The 21,903-nt window shown below is 38.7% G+C and carries 16 protein-coding genes and 1 riboswitch; of the genes, 15 read left to right on the forward strand and 1 reads right to left on the reverse strand.

All coding sequences use genetic code 11. The features are described 5' to 3' along the window. Positions 1-491: YadA C-terminal domain-containing protein (locus tag HMPREF9083_RS03560; protein ID WP_007556037.1), on the forward strand; the 491-nt coding region annotated here is incomplete at its 5' end. A 65-nt stretch (positions 492-556) separates the two neighbouring features. Here the strand turns inward: HMPREF9083_RS03560 and HMPREF9083_RS03565 are convergent. Continuing rightward, positions 557-1,312, reverse strand: coding sequence for a 3-oxoacyl-ACP reductase (locus HMPREF9083_RS03565; RefSeq protein ID WP_007556038.1), 756 nt, complete (start codon positions 1,310-1,312; stop codon positions 557-559). 36 nt (positions 1,313-1,348) lie between these two features. Continuing rightward, positions 1,349-1,446, reverse strand: a riboswitch (TPP riboswitch). Positions 1,447-1,669: 223 nt separating this feature from the next. Here HMPREF9083_RS03565 and HMPREF9083_RS03570 point away from each other — a divergent pair. The 14 genes from HMPREF9083_RS03570 to HMPREF9083_RS03635 all read left to right on the forward strand — a co-directional run bounded on the left by HMPREF9083_RS03570 (position 1,670) and on the right by HMPREF9083_RS03635 (position 21,774). Beyond that, on the forward strand, positions 1,670-2,122 hold the full coding sequence (locus tag HMPREF9083_RS03570) for a YwiB family protein (RefSeq protein WP_007556039.1): 453 nt from the start codon (positions 1,670-1,672) through the stop codon (positions 2,120-2,122). Then, positions 2,092-3,756, forward strand: a complete 1,665-nt coding sequence (argS, locus tag HMPREF9083_RS03575) for an arginine--tRNA ligase (protein ID WP_007556040.1) — start codon at positions 2,092-2,094, stop codon at positions 3,754-3,756. The genes HMPREF9083_RS03570 and argS overlap by 31 nt, the downstream gene beginning before the upstream one ends. Positions 3,757-3,766: 10 nt before the next feature. After that, complete coding sequence (locus HMPREF9083_RS03580; protein ID WP_007556041.1) at positions 3,767-5,383, forward strand: CTP synthase; 1,617 nt, start codon at positions 3,767-3,769, stop codon at positions 5,381-5,383. Positions 5,384-5,729: 346 nt separating this feature from the next. Then, positions 5,730-7,391, forward strand: coding sequence for a ribonuclease J (locus tag HMPREF9083_RS03585; protein WP_007556042.1), 1,662 nt, complete (start codon positions 5,730-5,732; stop codon positions 7,389-7,391). Positions 7,392-7,438: 47 nt separating this feature from the next. Continuing rightward, positions 7,439-8,392 carry a DUF2232 domain-containing protein gene (locus HMPREF9083_RS03590; RefSeq protein WP_007556043.1) on the forward strand — a complete coding sequence of 318 codons (954 nt, stop codon included), beginning with the start codon at positions 7,439-7,441 and terminating at the stop codon, positions 8,390-8,392. A 67-nt stretch (positions 8,393-8,459) separates the two neighbouring features. Next, on the forward strand, positions 8,460-10,445 hold the full coding sequence (locus tag HMPREF9083_RS03595) for a DHH family phosphoesterase (protein WP_007556044.1): 1,986 nt from the start codon (positions 8,460-8,462) through the stop codon (positions 10,443-10,445). A gap of 2 nt (positions 10,446-10,447) precedes the next feature. Next, positions 10,448-10,894: a 50S ribosomal protein L9 gene (rplI, locus tag HMPREF9083_RS03600; protein ID WP_007554840.1), complete on the forward strand. Its 447-nt coding sequence runs from the start codon at positions 10,448-10,450 to the stop codon at positions 10,892-10,894. Positions 10,895-11,149: 255 nt separating this feature from the next. Next, positions 11,150-12,682 (forward strand): alanine/glycine:cation symporter family protein, encoded by a 1,533-nt coding sequence (locus HMPREF9083_RS03605; RefSeq protein WP_007556045.1) that lies wholly within the window; start codon positions 11,150-11,152, stop codon positions 12,680-12,682. A gap of 314 nt (positions 12,683-12,996) precedes the next feature. After that, complete coding sequence (locus HMPREF9083_RS03610) at positions 12,997-14,289, forward strand: ArsB/NhaD family transporter (protein WP_035062655.1); 1,293 nt, start codon at positions 12,997-12,999, stop codon at positions 14,287-14,289. Between the two features lie 311 nt (positions 14,290-14,600). Then, positions 14,601-15,959, forward strand: a complete 1,359-nt coding sequence (locus tag HMPREF9083_RS03615; protein WP_007556047.1) for a Na+/H+ antiporter NhaC family protein — start codon at positions 14,601-14,603, stop codon at positions 15,957-15,959. 509 nt (positions 15,960-16,468) lie between these two features. After that, the gene (tdc, locus tag HMPREF9083_RS03620) at positions 16,469-18,307 is read left to right on the forward strand and encodes a tyrosine decarboxylase (protein WP_007556048.1); all 1,839 of its coding nucleotides are present in this window, start codon (positions 16,469-16,471) and stop codon (positions 18,305-18,307) included. 76 nt (positions 18,308-18,383) lie between these two features. Further along, complete coding sequence (locus tag HMPREF9083_RS03625; RefSeq protein ID WP_007556049.1) at positions 18,384-19,805, forward strand: amino acid permease; 1,422 nt, start codon at positions 18,384-18,386, stop codon at positions 19,803-19,805. Positions 19,806-19,832: 27 nt separating this feature from the next. Beyond that, positions 19,833-21,218 (forward strand): Na+/H+ antiporter NhaC family protein, encoded by a 1,386-nt coding sequence (locus HMPREF9083_RS03630; protein ID WP_007556050.1) that lies wholly within the window; start codon positions 19,833-19,835, stop codon positions 21,216-21,218. Positions 21,219-21,324: 106 nt separating this feature from the next. Next, positions 21,325-21,774 (forward strand): HutP family protein, encoded by a 450-nt coding sequence (locus HMPREF9083_RS03635; protein ID WP_007556052.1) that lies wholly within the window; start codon positions 21,325-21,327, stop codon positions 21,772-21,774. Positions 21,775-21,903 lie beyond the last annotated feature (129 nt).

Below are 21,903 nucleotides of genomic sequence, written 5' to 3' on the forward strand. Positions count from 1 at the left end.
CAGCTATTGAAGAAACCAAGAAAACAGTTGAAGATTTAGATGTGACTGCCGGAAAGAAAGGTATCGAAGCAAACAAAACAGCTATTGAAGCGAACAAGAAAGCAATCGACTTGAATGCCGCAAAGATTGCTTCTATGGATGTCGACACACAGAAAGGTATTGCAAAAGCTACCGCACTTGCGGGACTTCACCCGATTGATATGCAAGACGGTGATAAATTGAGCTTTGCAGTATCTGCAGGTACATACAAAGATGAAACCGCAATTGCAGCCGGTGCATTCTACCGCCCGAATCGCAATATTATGCTCAGCTTTGCTTCCACATTGGAAAATGAAGATCAAGCTTACAATGTAGGACTTTCATTCAAGTTCGGTAAAGAAGGAAAAGTTGAAGAAAAAACAACCGACATTGAACAGCTTTACAAATTAATCGGCGAATTGCAGGCAAAACTTGCACAACAACAAGCAGAGATTGATGCTTTGAGAAAGTAATGAAAGACAAAAAAGCAAGTACCGTTAAAAGTACTTGCTTTTAGTTTGCAAAAATATTTAAAAAATTAATTAAATGTCTGTCCCGAGTCAACTACTATATTTTGTCCGGATATTCCTTTTGAGCCTTCGCTTGCAAGGAAGCATACGGTTTTTGCAAGGTCTGTAGGTGTCGTTACTCTTTTCAGTGCGGTTGTTTGTGCAATCAGGTTGAATACTTCCGGTGTAGTTACGCTTGATGCGTCCGTTGTTTTGAGTAATCCTCCGGATACCATGTTGCATGCTATACCGTACTTACCGAGTTCGGCCGCACAGTTGCGCATAAATCCTATGAGTGCGCCTTTTCCTGTAGTGTATTCGTGGTAGGGTACTACCGGACTTTGGAAGAGGTTTGTTCCGATTGAGATAAATCTGGCTCTTTCGGATTTTTTCAAACTTTCGAGATTTGTCTGTAAAAGATTCAATGCTCCTTTTACGGATCCTTCCAATTGTTTCAAGTAGTTTTCCCATGTAATATGAGATAAATCGAGTTGTTTTATCGGATCGAATTTGAAGTCGATCAATGCGTTGTGTATGATTACATCTACTTGTCCGAATGCTTTTATCGCTTCGTTGTGAAGGTTTTGCATTTCATCTTTGTTTCGTACATCGGCTTTTACGGTGATTACATTTTCTTTTCCGAATTCATCGACAAGCCTTTTTGCACCTTCGGGTGTTTTGTAATAATTTGCTACGACTTTGTAGTTTTCCTTCAATAATTCACGAGCAATTTCAAAGCCGAGGCCTCTGCTTGCTCCCGTTACGACAGCAACTGCATTTTTCATTGCGGTTCACTCCTTTAATTTAAAATAAAGAAGGGAATCTTTTGGTTAATTGCTTCCTACGCTTGTATTAACAAACAGGTTCAAAGGGTCAGGTTTTAACCTTCTCAACCAATAAGGTTCCCCTGCAATCGATATCAATGCAATTATATAATAAACTACGTATTTTTTAAAGTTTCATGAGAGGTGTTTTTTGTGAATGAATTTTGAAATTTTTTGCGTTTTTGTACCTCGTTCAAGTTGTTTTATTTTTTTGCAAATATATTATTTCGTTGATATAATTATTTTTTAAAATATACTCAATGAATTCATTAATTCGTGCTATAATAATAGTATTGATTATTTATAAAGGGGATACCGATGAGAAAAAATGTAATGATTCGACTGACAAGTGTGCAACGTGACGAGTCCGGCGAAGATGAAAAAATTTCATTGGAAACGCCCGGTATATATGGTGAGGAAGATGGGTATTCTTTTGTCACTTATGAGGAAACCGGATTGGCGGGTTTGGAGGGAACGACGACGAAGCTGGTTTGTTATCCCCGACGTGCGGTTCTTTCGAGGTCCGGAAATTTTTTGTATGAACAGGAGTATGTCGTAGGCAAGACCATGAAGTCTTATTATGATACTCCTATGGGCCCGCTTGATTTGATTGTAACTACTAAAGAGTTTACAAATACCGTTGTGAACGGTAACGGGAAAATTCGCATTGTTTATGATGTGGAGCTTGACGGTATTTTTAAGCATTTAAATGAAATTATTATAGATGTATGGGAGGATATATGGAAGTCAGAGATGAGCTTAAAGAATTAATCGAGAAAGCGAAGTTGGCGGCTGTTGAGTCCGGTGAATTGCCGAAAGGTGATTATCCGCCCGTTCAAAGATTGGAGCTTTCTCCGAAAAAAGAATTCGGTGATTATTCTTCCAATGCCGCTATGCAGTGGGCAAGGGTTGCACATATGGCACCACGTAAAATTGCGGAAATTTTGGTTGAACACATCGATTCTTCTCTTGTTTCGAAAACGGATATTGCAGGTGCCGGTTTCATCAATTTCTTTTTGGCAAAGGATACAGTTTATGCGGAATTGAAGAAAATTTTGGCAAAGGGTGAAAATTACGGTGATTTACCGAGAAATGACGAGGAAGCCGTTCTCGTGGAATATGTTTCGGCAAATCCTACCGGTCCTCTTCACATAGGTCATGCAAGAGGTGCCGCTTACGGTTCTGCAATGGTTAATTTGCTTCGCAGTGCAGGTTACAAAGTGCTTTCAGAATACTACATCAACGATGCAGGTAATCAGATAGACAATTTGGCACTTTCCGTAAATGCACGTTACTTGCAGCTTTTGGGAAAAGATGCACAGCTTCCGGAAAACGGTTATCACGGACATGATATTATCGAAACGGCACAGAGCATTTTGGATCGTGACGGAACGAAGTATCTTGAAATGGACGAAGAAAAAAGAATAGAAGTTTTCAAGGAAGTCGCTTTGAAAGAAAAATTGGCGGCACTTAAAAAGGACTTGTCCGATTTCAATGTAGAATTTGATGTATGGATGAGTGAAAGATCTTTCTATCCCGATCAGGTAAATGAAGTGTTGGATATTTTGAAGAAAAACGGCACTTTATATGAGAAGGAAGATGCTTGGTGGCTCAATACCACAAAAGACGGAGATGATAAGGATCGTGTAGTTATAAGAAGTAACGGCGAACCTACATATTTCTGCTCCGATATTGCATATGTAAAGAACAAGATTGAAAGAGGCTATCATAAGTTGATAGATATTTGGGGTGCAGATCACCACGGATATATAGCACGTGTGAAATCCGCCATGACTTCATTGGGTTATAATGCCGATGATTTCGATATTATGCTTCTCCAAATGGTTACACTTCTTCGTGACGGTAAACCGGTTAAGATGTCGAAACGTACCGGTCAGTCCGTAACATTGCGTGAACTTATGGATGAAGTAGGTGTTGACGTGGCAAGATATTTCTTCTGCAGTCGTACGCTCGATTCGCAGATGGATTTCGATATAGATTTGGCAAAGAAACGTTCAAGTGAAAATCCGGTGTACTACATTCAATACGCAAATGCACGTGTACACAGTCTGTTTAAACAGGCAAAGGAAAACGGAGTGAAAATTCCTTCTTGGGAAGATGTGGATTTCACCGTACTTGTAGATGAATCCGAACTTGATTTGATAAAGAAGATGGAAGTATACCACGGATTCCTTAAAGGGGCGGCTGCCGAAAGAGCGCCTCAGCGTATTGCGACATATGCCTATGAATTGGCGGCATTGTTCCACCACTTCTATCGTAAATGTCGTATTTTAGGAGAAGAAGAAAAATTGATGCAGGCAAGATTGGGACTTATTCGTGCAGTCGGATATGTGCTTGTACATGCATTGGGTATTTTAGGTGTATCCGCACCTGAAGAAATGTAAGGGAGGTACCATGACAAAATATATTTTCGTAACGGGCGGTGTCGTATCGTCATTAGGTAAAGGTATTACTGCGGCATCTCTGGGAAGATTGCTTAAAAACAGAGGTTACAAAGTAACAATTCAGAAATTCGATCCTTATATAAATATCGATCCGGGTACAATGAGTCCATATCAGCACGGAGAAGTATTTGTAACGGATGACGGAGCTGAAACCGACCTTGACTTGGGCCATTACGAAAGATTTATAGATGAAAATTTATCCAAAGCATCAAATATTACAACGGGTAAAATTTACCAATCGGTAATAAACAAAGAACGTAAAGGCGAATATTTGGGATCTACCATACAGGTAATTCCTCATATTACCAACGCTATAAAAGAACGTGTATTCAAAGTAGGCAGAGAAGGTAATGCGGATATAGTAATTACCGAAATCGGCGGAACCGTAGGAGACATAGAATCACTACCGTTTTTGGAAGCCATACGTCAAGTGCGTAAAAACGTCGAACACAGAAATGACGTGCTTTACATACATGTAACGCTCATACCTTACATAGATGCGGCGGAAGAACTTAAATCAAAACCCACACAACACAGTGTAAAAGAACTTCGCAGTATCGGAATTCAACCGGACATTATAGTTTGCCGTACAAGCAAAGAAGTACCCGAAGACATGAAGAGAAAAATCGGACTTTTCTGTGACGTTGAACCGGAAGCCGTAATTTCAAATCTTACTGCAAAAAGCATCTACGAAGTACCGCTTCTTTTACAAAAAGAAGGACTTGACAAGATTGCACTCGAAAAATTGGGACTTGAAGACAGACCTTGCGATATGACCGCATGGAAAGAAATGGTAAACCGCATTATATCCGTAAAGGAAAGCGTGGAAATTGCACTTGTAGGCAAGTACGTGGCACTTCATGATGCGTACCTGTCTGTTGTAGAAGCAATGTCGCACGCCGGATACGAGTACGGCAAGAAAATAAATATACGCTGGATAGACTCCGAAAAACTCGAAGAGGAAAAACCCGACCTTTCAAAAGTATTTGAAGGAGTCGACGGAATAGTAATCCCCGGAGGATTCGGATATCGTGGAGTAGAAGGTAAAATAGCCACCATCAAGTATGCACGTACACACAAAATTCCATACTTGGGACTGTGTCTGGGCATGCAATGTGCGGTAATCGAATTCGCAAGAAATGTATGCGGATTGAAAGATGCAAACTCTTCGGAATTCGTAGAAAATTGTTCGGCCGTAATCGACCTTATGTCGGAACAAGAAGACATAACCGAAAAAGGCGGCACGATGAGACTGGGACTCTACCCTTGCAAACTTAAAAAAGGAACGAAAGTAAGAGATCTCTACGACAACAAAGAACTCGTATACGAAAGACATCGTCACAGATATGAAGTATCCAACACATACCGCGAAAACCTTGAAAGTCATGGCATGGTAATTTGCGGAACAAGTCCGGACGAAAAACTTGTAGAAACGATTGAACTTAAAGATCATCCCTACTTTGTAGCGACACAAGCACATCCGGAATTAAAGAGCAGACCGAACGTACCTCACCCGCTCTTCAAAGGATTCATAGCTGCAGCGATAGAATACGAAAAAAATAAATAAAAAATAAAATCCCCTTAAGGCATAATTCAAATTGCTTTAGGGGATTTTTTTGAATATTTCAAATATTTCATTTTATAATTTCGTTCGCAATATAAATTTCATAATGAGATTTGGTGATGTGATTTCTTTTGCAATAAAAAAATATAGATAAATCTTAATAAATACATTTAATAAGCGTTTCATGAAAACATTTATATAATTTATGATATAATATTGAAAGCGGATATGAAACGGACAGAGGCAAAAACAAAACCTTTATTGAAAGTTGATCGGGAGAAGGTTTGCTCGGCGGCGAATGCCGTTGTTTTTGTTTATATTTAGTTTCTTTTTTAGAAGGAGGTGTATCTTGGCAAAGTCAAGATTACAAATTATACCGCTCGGCGGTTTGGGAGAAGTCGGAAAAAATATGATGGTTATTCGTTATGAGGACGAAATTGTAGTAGTAGACTCCGGTCTTGCGTTTCCGACAGAAAATATGCCGGGAATAGATATCGTTATTCCCGACTTCAGTTATTTGATTGAAAATAAAGATAAGGTCAAGGCCGTTTTGATTACTCACGGTCATGAAGATCATATAGGTGCGTTACCGTACTTGCTCAAAGAAATAAATGTACCCGTTTACGGTACTAAATTGACTTGCGGTCTTATTGAAGGAAAACTTATCGAAGCACAGATAAAAAATTATAAATTGAACGTAGTAAAAGCGGGCGATGAATTTAAACTCGGTCTTTTCAAATGCGGATTTTTCCACGTTTGTCACTCCATTCCCGATGCTTGCGGAGTGTTTATAAGAACTCCCGTAGGTACGATAGTGCATACCGGAGATTTCAAATTCGATCACACACCCAAGGATGAACTTCAAACGGATTTGTACAAATTGGCGGAATTGGGACACAGAGGTGTTCTTGCATTATGTGCCGATTCGACAAATGCGGAATGTCCCGGACATACACCGTCCGAAGCGGTAGTGGCGAAATCTCTCATGGATCAGTTTTCATTGGCAAAAGGTCGTATTATAGTTGCGACATTTGCATCAAACGTATCACGTTTGCAAATGGCGATAGATGCCGCAATTGCACACAGACGTAAAGTTTGTGCATTCGGACGTTCTATGGTAAATGTTATCGGTAAAGCGCTCGATATGGGATACCTCAAAGCTCCCGAAGGTACGATAATAGAACCCGAAGAAATGAACAGATATCCGGAAAGTCAGATTTGCATTCTTACAACCGGAAGTCAGGGAGAACCTATGGCAGGTTTGTCAAGAATGGCGGACGGAAGTCACAGACAAGTCACCGTACATTCCGGCGATACCGTAATTATATCGGCATCTCCGATACCCGGAAATGAAAACAGTGTAGGAAATACCATAAACAAATTAATGCGTATGGGCATAAAAGTTGTAACAAACAAAAGTACACGTGTACACGTTTCCGGACATGCGTCCGAAGAAGATTTGAAAACCATGCTTTCACTCGTAAAGCCGAAATTCTTCATACCTATACACGGTGAATTCAGAATGCTTTACAAGCATGCTGAAATTGCGACAATTCTCGGAATGCCGAAAAAGAATTCATTGGTAGCGGAAAACGGAAGCGTAATCGAACTTACACGAAATTCGGCAAAAATTACAGGTAAAGTACAAGCCGGAGCAATATACGTAGACGGATTGGGTGTAGGTGACGTAGGAAATATAGTACTTCGTGACAGACAGCAATTATCCGAAGACGGTGTAGTGATTGTAGTAATATCGCTTGAAAAAGGAAGCAACAGACTTTTGGCCGGACCGGATATAGTTACACGTGGATTCGTGTATGTACGTGACAGCGAATCACTTTTGAACGAAGCGAAAGCAAGAGTTGAAAAATCACTTGACTATTGTGAAAAAAGAAATATTAAAGAGTGGAATTTATTGAAAACTCAAATCAGAGATTCACTTGGAAAATATTTCTATGAACGTACAAAACGTCGTCCAATGATACTTCCGGTAATTCAAGAAGTACATTAATATCGAGTCGGGCAAAGCTCGACTCTTTTTTTAAAAAAGGATTAAAAATGCAACGTACAAATGCACTTGCACAGGCCGGTATAGCAACGGCACTTACGGTGGTGCTTTCCCTTGCAGGATGGTACATACCGGTATTGTCGGGAATAATATTTTTTCTTATACCGATACCGATTGCATACTTGGGCCTTAATCAAGGTATAAAATGGTCGATTACAGTGACTGCGGCGGCATTTATATTGGACACAATATTTATGGGACTGTCGGCATCAATATTTATACTTACAATATTCGGTGCATTGGGAGTAATAATAGGAGCCGGATACAGATATAAATGGAAACCTATATACACCTTGCTTTTGGGCGGCATTGCAGTACTTATAGGCCTTATTATTTGCGATCTTATCGTAATGTATGTCATAGGCGGAGAACCGATGATACTGGGCGGTGCGATGATAAACGAAATTGAATCGGGAATGAAAACACTGCTTCCGGAAATATATAGCGGTGATTCACTTGAAAAAGCAATGTCGCAAATGAACCTTATAGTGGAAAACATGAGAAAAACCGTACCGGTAGCAATAGCGGGAGCATCGCTTTTCTATGCACTTTTTGCAATGACAATATCGAAAGTAGTATTTCATAAAATGGGGATAAAAAATCTTCCCTCGATACCTCAGTTTGAAAAATGGAATCTTCCGGTATACCTTGTATATGCGTACATTTTCATGCTTGCAATACGTTTTATTCTTCCGGAAAACGAATGGACACAACTTTTGGTTTACAACCTCACACCGATATGTACGATATCTTTCTACATACAAGGACTTTCATGCGTGTGGTGGGCATATCATAAATACCCCGTAATGAAAAAATTAAGACTTATAATACTCATATTGAGTTTATTCATACCGATACTTCAATTGGGAGTAATATTTGTCGGAATAATGGATATGACATTGAAATACAGACAAAAAACTGAAAGTTTGCAAAAAAACGAATAATAATGTACGATTCATACAGATATAATCGTATATCAAAGGCCGTAAAGGCGGAAAGAACAGGAGTTTTATGCTCAGCGATATCTGGATTTATAAAAAATCTGCAAAAATATTTATAATATTGCTTTTTATAGCGATATTTGCACTGTTTACACAAAATTGGCAAATGGGACTTTTGGTATTTATACTTGTTGCCGGATCTTTTGTGTACATATACAGACAAGACGGTAAACAAGAAAAAATACTGATGAAATACCTTGACGACATATCCGAAGGGGTAACGGCAGGTACCGTATATGCAGTCAAAAATTTGCCGATAGGAATTGCCATGATGGACGAAAAACGTGCATTGGTATGGGCAAACAACGTATTCCGTTCATGGATAGGAGAAAAAGCGGAAATCGGCGCAAATATGCAAAGCCTCATATATGGTGCGAAAGTTTCCAAGTTATGGGGAAAAACAGGCTGGTTCGAATGTCATGCCGGAGAAACTTTTTTCCGTGTATTTCATAAATACATTCAAGTAAACGATACCGAAGAAGGCAGTACACCGTTCATGGTATTTTACTTCATGGACAGAACGGACGTTGAACTTTTGAGAAAATCTTCAGAAGAATCCATGCCGGTATTCTGCATGATACGTATAGACAATATTTCCGAAGTAACAACGGACATGACCGACGTTGAAAAATCCAACATACTTTCACAGGTAAATGAACTTATTTTAAAAGAATTCAGTCAAGTTGACGGATTTATCAAGCAATATACGGCATCGGATTATGTAGCGTGTATATCACATAAATCGTTGAACGATATGATGCATGAAAATTTTGAAATATTGGATAAAGTACGTTCGATACATACGGTAAATCGCATACCGGTTACACTTTCAATCGGTGTGGTACAAATGGACGAACCGTTCATAAAACAAGCGGAAGAAGCACAAATGGCACTCGACCTTGCACTTGCAAGAGGCGGTGATCAGGCAATCGTGAAGATAGGACAGAACGTCAAAGCGTTTGGCGGAAAAGTACCCACATCCGTAAGCTCCACGAGAGTAAGAGTAAGAGTAGTTGCACAAGCGCTCAAAGAAATAATCGAAAGTGCCGATCACGTACTTGTCATGGGACACGCACACGAAGACTTCGATGCGCTCGGCTCGGCGGTCGGCGTATGTCACCTTGCAAGAGCATCGGGAATATCCGCAAATGTAGTACTTTCACCGCAAGAAGACACCTCGAGGAAAATGATAGATGCAATTCGTGAAAGCAAAGAACTTGAAGGACTTCTCATAGACGAAAATACTGCAAAAGGTATGATTACGGACAAAACCGTACTGATAATTGTAGACACGCATATACCGGCAATGGTGGCGGCACCTCAATTACTTGAAAAAGTAAAAAGAAAAGTTATAATCGATCATCACAGAAGATCGGCAAGCATTATAGACGATCCTCTCCTTACATACATGGAACCTTCGGCATCATCGGCATCCGAACTTGTAACCGAACTCATTCAATACTACGGTGAAGAAGAGGAACTCTATGAAATAGAAGGCTCATGCCTGTATGCCGGAATTGTAGTAGACACGAAAAGCTTCAGCGTACAAACAAGTGTGCGAACATTCGATGCAGCAAGCTTCTTAAGACGAAGCGGAGCAAATACGATGATGGTAAGAGAAATGTTCAGAGTAGATATGAACGCAATCTTAAACCGTTCACGTGTACTCTCGAACTTGAAAATAATAGATGAATACATGGTATTTGCAGAATGCCCAAAAGACATTGAAGACTCGCAAATCATGGCAGGACAACTCTCCGACTACTTGGTAGCGGTAGAACAGATAAAATGCAGCTTCGTATTCTATCACACCGAAAAAGGACTGTGCCTGTCCGCACGAAGTGACGGAAGTATAAACGTACAAATCGTAATGGAATCACTCGGCGGCGGCGGACACCTTACGGTAGCAGGTGCACAATTCGGAAAAGATGGTACAATAGAAGAAATAGAAAATAAAATCATAAAGCAAGTTCGTAAACAAGTAGAGGAGGAATAAATATGAAAGTAGTACTTCTTCAAGATGTAAAAAAATTAGGAAAACGCGGTGACGTAGTTGAAGTATCGGACGGATACGGTAGAAACGTACTTATTCGCAGAGGACTCGGTTTGGAAGGAACAAAATCCAACCTTAATATAGCGGCACAAAGACAAGAATCCAAAAAATTCCAATCACAAGTAGCAAAAGACGAAGCCGTAATAATGGCATCACAACTTAAAAAGGTGAAAATAGTAATTCCGATGCAATCCGGAGAAGACGGAAAAGTATTCGGAAGTGTCACACCCAAGTACATAAGCGAAGTGCTTGAAAAAGATCACAATATTACAATCGACAAGAAAAATATAAAACTCAAAGAACCGATAAAATCACTCGGAGAATACGATGTGGAAATATGGGTACACCCGCAAATCACAAGTACAATCCACGTAAGCGTAGTAGAAGAATAAAAATAAAGAGACGTGAAAATAAAACGTCTCTTTTTACTTGCTTTTGAAAATGCTTTATTTGATAAAAATTGAAAATTTCGATTTCCCGAATATTTTATATGAAAAGAAAATGTGTAAACATTTAAAGTAAAACGATGTATGAGTGAATTTATATTATGCAATCATATTTATTTTACATATCAGCATATATAAAACAGAAAATGTGGTATAGTAACAATGTATTATTTAAAAGGGTTCAAACCCTAAGGAGGTTATATGGACGCTATTTTTAACGTCATAGATATTATAGTAGCCATTATCGGACCGCTATCCGACTTTTTGTGGGGATTTCCTACAAACTTTGATTGGTATTCAAGCATTCCGGTATTGGGAGAATTCTCTTTCTCTACAATTCTTTTGGTAGGATCGGGAATTTACTTTACATTTCGTTTACGTGCCGTCCAAGTATCCATGTTTAAACGTGGAATTCACGTAATGACAAAAGGATACAAGGAAAAATACGGTATTTCACCGTTGGCGGCATTTCTTTTGAGTTCCGGTATACGAGTAGGTCCGGGAAATATTTTAGGTGTTACAGGTGCAATTGCAGCCGGCGGCCCCGGTGCACTTTTCTGGATGTGGGTATCCGCATTCTTCGGTATGGCAACAGCATATACCGAAAGTACACTCTCGCAGATTTTCAAAGAAAGACGCGGAAGTGAATACGTGGGCGGACTTCCCTACTATGCAAAAATTTTGTGTAACGACAAAGTTTGGGTCGGAGTTATTGCCGCAAGTGCATACATCGTATACAGCGTGTGCGGTATTCCGGTAGACAGCTTCAATACGGTAACGGGTATCGCTGCAGTAGGACGTATAGTAACGGGTGTAGATTTCCCCGTACAATCCGACTTCTACTACTATGTATCCGCATTCGTTATCGCACTTGTTGCATTCATGGCATTCGGCGGAGTGAAACGTGTAACGCAAGCATCAGAATTCATGGTACCGATAATGTCATGCGTATACTTTGCGACAGTCATCGCTTTGATTTTGTACAATGTAAACAGCGTATCGTACTTCTTTAATGCGGTATTCTCCGGAGCATTCACGCCCGATGCAATGTTCGGCGGTGCATTCGGTTCAATGCTTGTACAAGGGGTAAAACGTGGACTTATGTCAAACGAAGCAGGACAAGGTACAATCACGATGGCTGCAGGAGCTGCCGGCGGAAATCATCCATGTGAACAAGGACTCATCGGTGCAATCGGAGTATTCTTCGACACACATATTATTTGTACGCTTACAGGATTTATTATTATAATGGCGCACCGTTGGACAGCAGATCCCACATGGCAAACAGCTGAAACATACACGAAATTCCTCTCATCGGTAAGCTCACTCACACCGGGTACGATAGAAAGTATAGTTTTACTTCTCCTTTCGATATGCTTCGCACTCTTTGCATACACATCCGTTATAGGTATGGTAGCATTCTCGGAAGTATCGGCAAAACGTATAAGCAACCATAAATGGTTCATTCAAGCGGTAAGACTTCTGTGCGTATTCGTATCTGCATTCGGAATAATGTCCAGTATAGCAGGATACGACCTCAGTCGTATGTGGGCATTCGAAGACCTGGGAAATATTACAATCGTATACGTAAACATTCTCATGCTCTACTTGGGCTTTAAATATGTAATAAAAGCAACCGAACATTACGGAAACAGAAATCCGAAAGGAAATGAAATATTCAACTCGGAACAAGTTTTGGGAATTGAAACCGACTGCTGGAAAAATAAAGAATAAGAAAAGAGGCGAAAAGCCTCTTTTTCATTGCAGTGAAAATTTCAAAACACAAAAATCGTAAAATAAAAACGAAAGTAAAAATATTTCACAAAAGCGAACAACTCAAAACGGATTTTGTTATTTAAAAATTAAAAAATTATAAAAATTAAAAAATTTAAACTGAAATATACAAAAAATGTAAAATGAAAGATTAAATTTGAAAAAATATATTGATACCGTTAACGGTTCTTTTATTTAGCGGAATAATGTGCTATCATCATGTTAAGTTTTTATTACAGAATGAAAGGTGGCGAAGGGGGATAGACCCTGCTCATATGACAGGACAGACAGCATTCTATACCGCAATTATTATTTTCGTTTTGACCTATATCGGGATTATGTCGGAAAAGGTGCCGCGCACCATTTGCGCATTACTCGGCGGCGGTGCAATGATTTACTTCGGTTTTGTCACACAAAATCAAGCATTTACACAATTTATCGACTTCAATACCATCGGTTTGTTAATGGGTATGATGATTTTAATTTCCGTAGTAAAGAAATCCGGATTTTTCAAAGCGATGGCACTTTGGGCTGTAAAAATGAGTAAAGGGCAATCAAAAGAATTGCTCATATTGCTTTCCATAGTAACGGCAGTAGGAGCGGCACTCATAGACTCCGTAACGGCAGCATTACTTATAGCACCGATGACTATATCCATCTGTCGTATGCTCAAGATTTCACCCGTTCCCATACTTATATCTGAAATTCTCATGGCGAACATAGGCGGAACGGCACTCATGATCGGTAATCCGCCGAACGTTATGATCGGATCGGCAACGCATTTGGACTTCAACGACTTCTTGATAAACCTTGCACCGGTAGTAGTTGTTACAATTATCGTGACACTTATCGCAATACTCGTACTGTTTCGAAAACAACTTCCGAACGTGCATATGACACAAGAAGAACTTGACAAAATAGATATATCATCTGCAATAGAAGACAAGAAAATACTTAAAAGATCGCTTTCGATACTCGCACTTACAATCTGCGGATTTGTAGTACACAGTATGTTCGGACTTCAATCGGCAACGATTGCAATGACCGGCGGTGTCGCAGCTATGATTATATGCGGAATAGACCCGCAAGAAGTAATGAAAGAAGTAGACCTCGACACATTACTCTTCTTTACAGGACTCTTCATATTGGTCGGAGGAATGGAAAATGCCGGAGTAATCGAAGCGCTCGCAAAATGGGCAATCGGACTTGTAGGCGGAGATATGAACCTTGTAACATTCCTCATTCTCTTCCTCTCGGGAATTGCATCCGCATTCATCGACAATATACCGTTTACGGCAACAATGATACCTCTCATACACAATATGCAGGTACTTTTGAATGCACCTCACTCGGACTACATGTGGTGGTCACTCGCACTCGGTGCGTGCTTCGGCGGAAATGGAACGATGATAGGTGCATCACCGAACGTAATCATGATAGCGATAGCGGCAAAAGAAGGATACAAAATAAGCTTCAACACATTCTTGAAATGGTGCTTCCCTCTTATGCTCCTTTCACTTGTAGTATCTGCAATATACCTCTATGTAAGATATCTTATGTTTATTTAAGAAATATAAAAAGTTGCAGTTCATTTAAAATGTGCTGCAACTTTTTTTATGTGATGAAATTTATATTCCTTTTATTGAAACCTTCATCATATATCGCATGTCGACAAAGAAAATAAATATATTGTAAAAAACGGAAACCGGAATTCGGATATTTGCTTTTATCAAGCTTCAAACTTCAAGGAAAATATTTACAAGAAAATCACTCAATTAAAATAAACTTGATTTTTTATCAAATTTGCGTTATACCGATAAATAATTCCTGCGTAAATGACAATATTCGAAAAATAAAAAATTCTAAAAGGGGAATTATTATGAATGCAAAAAAACAAAATCGCATATCCTTGATTGAAGCCATAGCGGCAATAATTATTATCCTTATCTGTCTCGGCGCAGGAATAATACACTTTCAAATGCCGCCGCAAGTACCGATTTTACTTGTATTCGCACTCTTATGTATGTGGGGTAAAATAAAAGGATTTTCATGGGAAGACATACATAAAGGAATAATAAAAGGAATTGAACCCGGCATAGTGCCGCTTATTATATTCATGCTCATAGGCACACTCGTTGCATCACTCATTGCAGCCGGCACCATACCGACCGTAGTAGTATACGGATACAAAATTATATCGGCAAAATATCTTCCCGTAACGGCATTCATTATCTGTATAGCCGAAGGATTTACAATCGGCTCATCATTTACAACCATTTCAACAATGGGAGTAGTATTGATTGCACTCGGACGTATATCCGAAATTCCCGATGCATACATTGCAGGTGCAATCGTTTCGGGAGCTTTCTTTGCAAATAATATGTCACCTCTTGCGGACGTACCGAATTTATGCTCTGCAATAGGAGAAATACCTCTGTCGAAACATTTGAGAAATCTTGCAAAAAGCACACTCCCTGTACTGGTTATTTCAATAATAATCTATGTAATACTGGGCGGAAGCGCAAATGAAGTATCCGGAGGAATTGCTGAAACCATACAATCGTTGAATAAATTTTTCTTTGTCTCACCGATTACACTTGTTCCCATACTTCTCATATTCATAGCATCTTGGCGTAAACTTCCGGCAATAGCAAGCTTACTCATAGGTATAATAAGTGCATTAATTATATATGTATTTTTTGCACCGAACTCATCATTACAAAACGTGGAGAACCTCGTAATGACAGGATACGCCTCAAACACCGGAATAGAAACAATCGACAAAATTTTTTCACGTGGCGGAATAATGAGTATGATGGGATCGGCATCTATGATAATACTCGCACTCGGCATGGGCGGACTTTTGGTAAAACTTGAAATTTTCTCAACAGTTATAAAACACATAGAACACTTTGTAAAAAGTCAAACCGCACTGGTAATATTCAACTCTGTAGGATGTATGCTCACCGGAATTCTGATAGGAGAACAATACCTTACAGTAGTACTTCCGGGAGAAACATTCAAACCTTTGTATAAAAAAATGAATATACCCATGCACGTAATGACAAGAACACTATCCGGTGCCGGAGCGGCATTCTCCTCGATAGTCCCTTGGAGCGTAGCCGGTACATTCATAATAGGAACCTTGGGACTTTCAAATGTAAATTACATATTCTACGCATTCTATCCCATGCTTATTCCTATATCGACAATAATTTTAAGTTTCATAAAAAATTAAACAAATTAAAGAAAAACCCGCCGGAAACAGCGGGTTTTGTCGTAAACAATTTAAGTGAATTTATAAAATTGCTGATTAAAAAAACATATATTTATTAATGTGTTTATAACATTTTTATACCTTGATATAGAAATATTATAAAATCGTTTTAATTGACATGAGATTCATTATCAAGTATCATTTGGTTGTAGATTATGAAAGGTGGTGAAATTGAGAGAACTTTTTGTAGCATAGTGAAATGTCATTTGCGTAGGTTATTTATTGTTTTAATGTTTTGTGTGGATAGAAACATACTTTAATGATCCGGTAGAATGGTGACATAGTTACAGTGATATAGTAGAAGAGAATAGTTGATCGTTAAGCATGCACTTGTACACACGAATTGCTTTAAATTTAAGCTTTTTGTGGTATATGGATAGGATGCTTTTTTTGTGTTCAGAATTCGCACAAAATTAATGATTAATCTGTTTTGTGGAGTTTTCCACATTTAAAAAAAGGTGGTTGTAACTATGTCTAAAGAACTTAACTTAGAATCTCTCTTTATCGGATCCAAAGGTGAAAACGGAAATTTATACAAAGAATTGCTCAGCAATTTGATTGATGACCATATCGGTTGGCGTAAAAACTATATGCCACAAGACCCGGCAATGATTGGTTCTGCAGATAAGAGAGAAGAATCTTTCAAATTGACAGCAGATAAAGTTAAAGATGTTTTGGATGAAGCATCAAGACGTATGAGAGCTACAGCGGTTCCGTGGCACAGTGCAGGACGTTTCTGGGGTCATATGAACTCTGAAACATTGCTTCCTGCAATTTTGGGATATAACTTCTCAATGCTCTGGAACGGTAATAACTGTGCTTATGAATCTTCACCGGCAACTTCAGCAATGGAAGAAGATGTAGGTATTGATTTCTCTCATATGTGCGGGTATGGTGAAATCGGTTGGGGACACTTGACCGGAGGCGGTACAGCTGCAAATGTTGAAGGTATTTGGTATGCACGTAATATTAAATCAATTCCGCTAGCATTGAAGAAAGTATTGCCGGAAACAGTTGCAGGCAAGAGTGAATGGGATCTTTTAAACATGCCTACAGATGAAGTAATGGATATTGTAGATGCTCATCCGCAATCCATTGATGCTATTAAGGCAGTTTCTGCACGTAGCGGTAAAGATATTCAGAAGCTTGGAAAATGGCTTGTTCCTAAGACAAAGCACTATTCTTGGCCGAAAGCTGCAGACATGGTAGGCGTAGGTTTGGATCAGCTTGTGATGGTTGATGTAGATTCACACTACCGTTTGAAGATGGACAAATTGGAAGAAACAATTCGTGAATTGGCAGCACAGCAGATTCCTGTAATGGGAGTTGTAGGTGTTGTAGGTTCAACTGAAGAAGGTGCGGTAGATCCTATTCATGAAATCGTTGCACTTCGTAAGAAGTTGTATAAAGAATTGGGAGTATACTTCTACATTCACATAGATGCTGCATATGGTTCTTATGCACGTACATTGTTCTTGGATGAAAATTATAACTTCATACCGTATGAAAAATTGGATGAAGAATTTAAGAAACATGGTGTATTCCATTCACCGGTACATATAAAGAGAGAAGTTTATGAAGCTTACAAGGCATTTGGTGAAGCAGAATCAATTACAGTTGATCCACATAAGATGGGATACATTCCATACGCAGCAGGCGGTGTAGTTATTAAGAGACGTTCAATGCGTGAACTTATCGGATACTTTGCTGCATATGTAAACGAAAAAGGAGCTCCGTCATTACTCGGTGCATACATGCTTGAAGGTTCAAAAGCAGGTGCAACAGCAGTAGCAGTTTGGGTAGCTCACCGTGTACTCGGTTTGAATGTTTCAGGATATGGTCGTTTGATTGGTGCATCAATTGAAAGTGCACGTAACTTCTATGACTTCTTGGGAACATTGACATTTGAAGTAAATGGAAAGACAATTCGTGTACATCAGCTTGTTGACCCGGACTTCAATATGGTTGACTATGTATTCCAGCAAGACGGTGCAACACTTGAAGAAACAAATGAACTCAATAGACAGTTCTGGTTGGCAACTTCATCCGGAAGAGAAAGTCTCTACACTCAGGGATTCATTACATCTCATACAGACTTTGCACGTCCTGATTATGGTGATAGCCCATTTGATGAATTTGTTAACAAGAAATTGGGATACTCCAGAGAAGAATGGGAAAAAGCAGGTAAGGTTACAGTTCTTAGAGCTTGCTGCTTGACACCATACATGAATGACAAGAAAGCATTTGAATACTTCTCTGAAGAAATCAAGAAAGCAATGGTTAAAGCACTTACAGCAATTGTTAAATAATAGTGTCAATTGTTAAAAACAAAATAGATTACGGAAGGGCTTAAGCCCTTCCGGATTCTATATAAAAGGAGAAAAAATGAGTGAAATTAAAAAACTGTCACTTGTTACCTTTATCGGTATGACAATGGCACTGTGTGCGAATGTACGTAACATTCCGATTTTGGCAGCAACCGGTTGGCAATTAGTTTCTTACTTGCTTTTTGCAATTATATTTTTAGCACTTCCGCTGGCGGCTATGTGTGGTGAATTATCTTCTATGTTTCCTGGTGAAGGTGGACTTCAGTTGTGGGTAAAAGAAGGTCTTGGAGAAAAATGGGGATTTGCAACAGCATGGATTGTGTGGGTTCAGATGTTTCCTGGTATGGTAATGGTTGCAAGCACATTGGGACCGGCATTAGGTAATACAATAGGTAATAATTCCATGGGTAATGATCCGATGTTTATATTCGGATGTATTATGATAATTTATTGGATTATTACATTGCTGAATTTGAAATTCGATATGGCTAAGTATGGCGGTCAAGTCGGTGTATGGCTCGGTGTTTATATACCTTGTATCATGCTTTTCTTGATGGGACTTGCGACAATGTTCAAATTAGGAATTACCGATTTTGGATATTTGGGTGCATTCTCATGGGATAAATTGATACCTGACCTTCATAATTTGGAAACATTGCGTTACTTGACAGGTATTATGTTTATATTTATCGGTATTGAAATGTCTTCAGTATTCGTACCGAGAATGGAAGAACCTAAGAAGTATGTAAAGGGTGTGTTCGTTGCAACATTGGGGCTTGTAGCACTTAACCTTTTGAATGCAGCATTGGTTGCGAACGTAGTTCCCCAAGGAACAATGGAACTTGCAAACATAACACAGCCGATAAGTATTGAAGCTAAGATTTTAGGACTTCCGACTATTACAGCAAATATTTTTGCGTTCATGGTATTCATCGGTGTTATGCTTCAGCTTTCAGCATGGGTATCAGGTCCTGGCAAAACAATTACACAATGTGCAAGAGAAGGACTTATTCCGAAATGGCTCGGATATCATAAGGTTAATAAATATGGCGTATCAAGACCGGTAGTTTTAACACAGACAATAGTTATTTCTATCTTTGCATGTCTATTTGCATTCGGAGATAACGTAAATAGAATATTCTTGGTACTTACAAACGGTACAACAATAGTTTATTGTGTAGCTTATGTACTTATTGTACTTGCATTCTTAAGATTACGTTACACACAGCCCAAGTTGGAGAGAACATACAGAGTGGGTTCATCCGGAAACGGAATGGCTTGGCTTGTAGCAATACTTGAATTCATTGCAATATTTATCGGTGTATTTACAACATTGATTACAAATGAAATGACTGATAATATTTTGGTTATAGGTATGACAGTAATTTTGGCAGTAATTCCGTTGATTATTTACGGATCCAAGAAACCTGCTTGGAAACCGTTACCCGAAGAATGTTACGAGGATGGTGCAAAACATTAATTTCGGAGAAGGATAAGGTGCTGATAAATGGATGAAGAAAAAAAGACTCCTCACGTATCGTTGGGAGAAGCATTATTGATTGTAGTTATTCTTCTTGCGTGCTTGGGCGGATGTATAATTTACGGACAAATGCCGCCGCACGTACCTATCGTACTTGTATTCGGGTTGCTTTCTTTTTGGGGCAGATGGAAAGGATTCTCCTGGGATGATATTCATGGTGGTATAGTCAATGGTATCACCCCGGGGATCGTTCCACTTATAATATTCTTGTTGATAGGTGTATTGGTTTCATCATTGATTGCGGCAGGAACGGTGCCGACAATCGTTGTTTATGGATATCAGATTATTTCACCCAATCATATGTTGATTTCTGCATTTTTAATTTCCGCATTGGTGGGAGTAACTGTAGGAAGTTCATTTACTACAATATCTACGATAGGTATAGTATTAATGACTATAGGTACACTTATGGGAGCAAATCCTATATATGTAGCAGGAGCGGTAGTATCGGGTGCATTTTGGGCAAACAACCTTTCACCGTTGGCGGATACGGCAAACTTATGTGCCGCACTAGGTAAATTGGAATTGACAGATCACTTGAAAAATTTACTTAGAACATGTATACCGACTACAGTTATTACACTTGCAATTTATATGATGTTGGACGGCGGAGGAAAGGCACTTGAAAGTAACGCATTTGATTTAATGGTTACATCACTTTCCGGATCGTTTTTGATATCGCCGATAGCATTAATACCGGTAGCGGTAATACTTATATGCTCATGGCGTAAACTTCCGGCAATAGCAACATTATTGTTAGGTGTATTGACATCACTTATAATTTTCGTTGTATTTGCACCCGGACAGGGTCATTTGCAAATGATACCGAAAATTGTTATGAGCGGATATGTATCTAATGTAGGAATAGAAACTGTAGATAAATTAATGTCACGTGGCGGATTGATGAGTATGATGGGATCGGCTTCGATGATTATACTTGCACTTGGCATGGGTGGACTTTTGGTAAAACTCGAAATAATATCGACAATTGTAAAAAATTTGGAAAAATTTGTTACATCATTACCGAAACTTGTTTTATCTACAGCAATCGGAAGCATTATGGTAAACGTATTAATCGGAGAACAATATTTATCAATGGTACTTCCGGGAGAAACTTTTAAGCCGTTGTATAAAAAGATGGAAATAGATTCATCTGTTATGACACGTACATTGGCAGATGCCGGTTCGGCATTTAACTCATTGATTCCATGGGGTGTATCAGGAACCTTTATAGTAGGAACCTTAGGATTGCAGGGTGCAGATTATGTACTGTATTCATTCTATCCTATGATACTCCCGATAATGACTATAATTGTAAGCATTATTGAATCAAAAAAATCTAAAAAAGCATAGGTTTAATAAACATAAATTTGGAAGAGTTCTTTAAAGGGCTCCTCCGAATTTGTGTTTGTAAATATTTATTAGATGGTAGGATAGTTTTGGGAAGGCGTGTAGAATTATGGTAAAAAAAGAATATAATTTCAGATCTATAGATGTTGCGAGATTTGCTACAAATTTAGTTTCTACAGGTAGTAGAGAAAAAGAAATGGAATATAGAAAATATTTAGAAACCTTTGAAGTACAATCTGTTGCAGTAGATTTTGGAGGTAAATTTGAAAAAGTTGTACCTAAAATAATAGAAAATGGTGCTGTAGCGGCACAGCGTTGTGGATTGATAGAAGACCAACACGTACAAATAGGAGATATTGTAGGTGCTATACATCAAGTACTTATAAAACTCGGATCAATAGCAGTAGGTTTAAATGTTGGCGGTAAACTTGCAATAGCCAGATATAAAGAGCATTTATGTGTAGCAATTTTTGCTGAAATAGGATTGATACATTTAAATGAAGTATTTATAAATATTGCACATAGAAGTGTTCCATATTGTGAAAAAGAAAAAGTCTAAAACAAGAAATTATAATATAGGACAACTTTTATTTTAATGTACATTACACTGAAATAAAAGTTGTCCTTATTATTTGCAGTTTGTTGAGCATATTTATACGTTATTTTGTATTAAAATAAAATCTATATA

The organism is Dialister micraerophilus DSM 19965, from assembly GCF_000194985.1.
Classification (GTDB): Bacteria; Bacillota; Negativicutes; order Veillonellales; family Dialisteraceae; genus Dialister; species Dialister micraerophilus.